At 70.9% G+C, this 3,653-nt stretch carries 3 protein-coding genes; 1 reads left to right on the top strand and 2 read right to left on the bottom strand.

Translation table 11 applies throughout. The features are described 5' to 3' along the window. Positions 1 to 67: 67 nt before the first annotated feature. Positions 68 to 1,054: a helix-turn-helix transcriptional regulator gene (locus AC1DP0_RS19595; protein ID WP_478087787.1), complete on the bottom strand. Its 987-nt coding sequence runs from the start codon at positions 1,052 to 1,054 to the stop codon at positions 68 to 70. A 439-nt stretch (positions 1,055 to 1,493) separates the two neighbouring features. On the opposite strand from AC1DP0_RS19595, the gene AC1DP0_RS19590 reads away from it, so the two are divergent. Beyond that, positions 1,494 to 2,489 (top strand): YihY/virulence factor BrkB family protein, encoded by a 996-nt coding sequence (locus AC1DP0_RS19590; RefSeq protein ID WP_478087785.1) that lies wholly within the window; start codon positions 1,494 to 1,496, stop codon positions 2,487 to 2,489. Between the two features lie 3 nt (positions 2,490 to 2,492). On the opposite strand, the gene AC1DP0_RS19585 is transcribed toward AC1DP0_RS19590, so the two are convergent. Beyond that, positions 2,493 to 3,653 (bottom strand): lysylphosphatidylglycerol synthase transmembrane domain-containing protein (locus AC1DP0_RS19585; protein WP_478087783.1); only part of this gene is annotated, 1,161 nt, incomplete at its 5' end.

Raw genomic sequence — 3,653 nt, 5'->3', positions numbered from 1 at the left:
GGCCTGATCGCGTCCGGGCTCCCGATGGCGTCGACCCCCACCCCCGGTCGGCGCCATCGGTCTCGAGTCAGCCGGGACGGGCGCTGCGCTTCCGGTCGTCCTGGCCGCTGCGGACGAGCCAACGCAGCTCGCTCCGGTGCTCGAGGCCCAGCTTGGCCAGCACCGACCCCATGTGGGTCTTGACGGTCGCGGTGCCGATTCCGAGCGTGGCCGCGATCGCAGCGTTGCCGGGATCGCCGTCCGGGCCGGTCACGAGGTCGACGACAGCGCGCTCCCGGGGCGAGAGCGCCTGGAGCGGATCGGATCGTCGGCCCGGTGCGGACCCGAGGTCGGCATGTCCCCCGAGCCGCGTGACCAGGGCAGCCTGCAGCTCGAAGCAGCGGCGGCTCAGCGCCGCCACGCGCGTGCCCACGTCGTCACCGTCAACGAGGCGCTCGATCTCGCCCGCCAGGGCCGTGAGCGCCGACCCTGCGTGGTTGACGGCCATGAGCATCCCGGCGCGACCGGTGTCCTGCAGCTCCGGGTAGACCACTCCGAGGTTCAGCCGCCGACCCGGGCTCGCGGCACGGATGCGGTCGAGGACGACGGCGGCAAGCCAGCTCATCGCAGCCACGACCTCGTCCGACATGACGGCGGGAGTGTCGGACAACGCACCGAGGAGACCGCCGACCCCGTCCTCTCCGAGCATCGGCACGATCACGGCGTCAGCGGACGGCTCCCCGTCGCCGAACCGGACGCCGCGGTTGAGTAGGGCCCCCTGGTCGTCCTGGTACCGGTAGGGCTTGCCCGACGCCACCACCCAGGCCACCACGCCCGCGGGACCGTAGGTCACGGTGCCGGTCTCGGCATTCCTGCCGTTGCTGAACAGGTAGGGGTAGGAGATCCGCCGGTCGTCCTGCTGGATCAGCGCCACGTAGAAGTCGTCGAGCGCGGTGATGGCCCCGACGGCCGCCCGGCACGCGTCGTAGACCGCGAAGACGTCGGCCCGGTCCGCCTCGTGGATCACCTGGTCGGCATGCCGCAGTGCTCGAATCGTGGCGTCGCTCAACGTCATGGCCTCATGCCTTTCGCTGCCCGTCCTGTGCTTCGTGCGCAACCCGATCCGGACGACACGCAGGACGGGCGGGGCCACGCTAGTACGTCAACCGGTGTTTTCGCGGAGGTTCCTCACGAACTTCTCCACCCGAGGTGGACCCCTGACACTCCCCCGGTGGCGGATCCCGGGGTGCGCCGACAACCGGCAGGATGACAGAGCCGATTGCTGGCTCGTTGCTGCCGAGTGGGAGACGGGAGCTCCGAGTCGCGATGGCGGCTTGGTGCCACAGGGGGGCATGCCGCCACGGCCAGCCTCGTCCCACGGCGGACGAGTTGCGACCGCCCCGGTTCTCGACCCCTGGGGAGGGGCGGCGAGGACCGGGGCACCTCCGCGCCAGCGGGCATCTCACCCAATTGAGGGGAGGTGCTCGCTGCGCGCCACGTCATACGTTCGGTCCATGGGAACAGCCCGCGATCCGCGGTCGACCGGAGCGGGTGCATTCGGAGCTCGACTGCTGAGGTGGGCAGACGACCTGCAGCGGAGCCACGCCCTCCTCGGTTTTCCCTACGCGGTGGCCAGGAAGTACGGCGACGACGCCGGCCTGCGGCAGGCCGCACTCATCACGTACTACGGGTTCCTCAGTATCTTCCCTCTTCTGCTCGTCGCGGTGTCGATCCTGGCACGGGTTCTCGTCGACCACGCCGCCCTGCGGACCGACATGGAGAAGGCCCTGGTCCCCCTTCCCCTCCAGGAGACGGTCGAGACCGCGCTGACCTCGATGCCGTCGTCCGGGCTGCCTCTCGCCCTGGGTCTCGTCGGCCTGCTGTTCTCCGGCACCGGGGTGGCCTTCTCGGCCTACGAGACCCTGAACCACCTGGCGGGGGTGCCCGTGCGGTCACGCTTCGGGTTCATCGCGCGCTACGCCCGCGTCCTGGTCATGGTGGTCATCGTGGTGACAGCCGGTCTCCTCGTCGCCGCGCTGACTGTGGCCTCGGCCGCGCTGCCCGACGTGGTGATGCTGCAACGGGTCTCCGCGGCCGCCTCGACGGCTGCGGTGGTGTTCGTCCTGCTCATCAGCGCCGCCAAGGTGCTCCTGGCCCGGACGGTGTTGCTGCGCGACGCCTGGCCGGCGGCAGCCGGGGGTGCCCTGGCCGTCACGACCGTGCTCACCACCGGCGCGGGCCTGTTGGCGACCCTGGTCTCGAGGGCGGGCCCGGTCTACGGGAGCTTCGCCACCGTGGCCGGCGTCTTCGCGTTGCTCTACCTCGTCAGCCAGGCACTGGTCTTCGCCGCCGAGACCGCCGTGGTGCGCCACCGCCGGCTCTGGCCGCGAGGGCTGGACACCGCGCGACCGACAGCGGCCGACGTTCGGGCCCTGGGGATCCTGGCCACGGAACAGGAGCGTCTCCCCGTGGAGCGGATCGACGTCAGGTTCGACCCTCCCGGTCCGTGAGGGTCAGAGGTAGCCGTGCCTCTCCAGCCACCTGTACGCGAAGAAGCCCTCAGCCGCAGGGAGATAGAACGTGGCCACGCGCCAGACGACGGTGGCAGCCACCGCCCCGTCACTGGCCGCTCCGAGCGGTACGAGGAGCCCGACCATGAGCGCCTCCGAGACGCCGATGCCGCCGGGGACCGGGACGACGCCCTGGAACAGGCCGGTCGCGACGACCACGACCGTGCAGGGCATCAGGCCGAGCGGTGACCCCATGGCATAGAGGGCCGCCCACAGGATGAGCCCCCACGTGAGCTGGACCAGCAACTGCGTGCCGAAGAGACCCATGGCGCGCGAGGGTGACCTCAGCAGCTGGGCGAAGGCAGACCACGCGGACCTCATGACCGGCACCACACGTTCCCGCACCCGCGTCATCCTCCACAGGGTCACCACCACGCCCACGAGGACGAGCAGCACGACCGCGAGCACCGCGCGCCAGTCAGCCCCGCTGAGAGAAGTCGCGGCGAGGTCGACGGACACCGCGCCGGTCCCGAACGCCACGAGGAGGATCGCGAGCTGGGCGATGAAGCCGGACAGACCGTCGATGCCACCCTGGGTCACGGCGAGCGTCGGCGACACCCCGTACTTGCACAGGAACGCTGCATTCATCGTCACCCGCCCAGCCACCCCTGGGATCGCGAACGAGATGAAGGCGATGGCACTCTGCAGGATGGTCGCCGGGCGCAGGGGAAGTGACCGACCGACCGAGAACATCATGGATGCCGCCTGGGGAAGGAACACCGCCTGGCCCAGGGCGACGGCACAGATCACGACCCACCAGATGGCGTCCTGCAGCTCGACCCACAGCTGCGCGTAGTCCACTCCGGCCAGCACCGGGATCATGGCGCCGGCGAAGAGCAGCAGGACAGCCAGCAGCAACAGCTCCCGCGGACCGACGCGCCGGAGCTTGACCGGTTCGGGCAGCGGCACACCGGTCTCTCGGACGACGCCGGATCGCAGCTCCTTCAGCTCCCGAGCCGTGCTCCGCGGATGCCGCCGCTCCCGCGACGCCAGAGCGGGAGTCTGCAGATAGGGCATGGACGCACCCAGCCGCTCTTCCCCCAGCGCCCGGCGCGCCGTCGCGACGGCCCGCTCCACCCCCACGAGCTGCGCCAGCCCGAACAG

The organism is Terrabacter sp. P5_B1, assembly GCF_056400505.1.
This window is presented reverse-complemented; position numbering and strand designations above follow the sequence as displayed.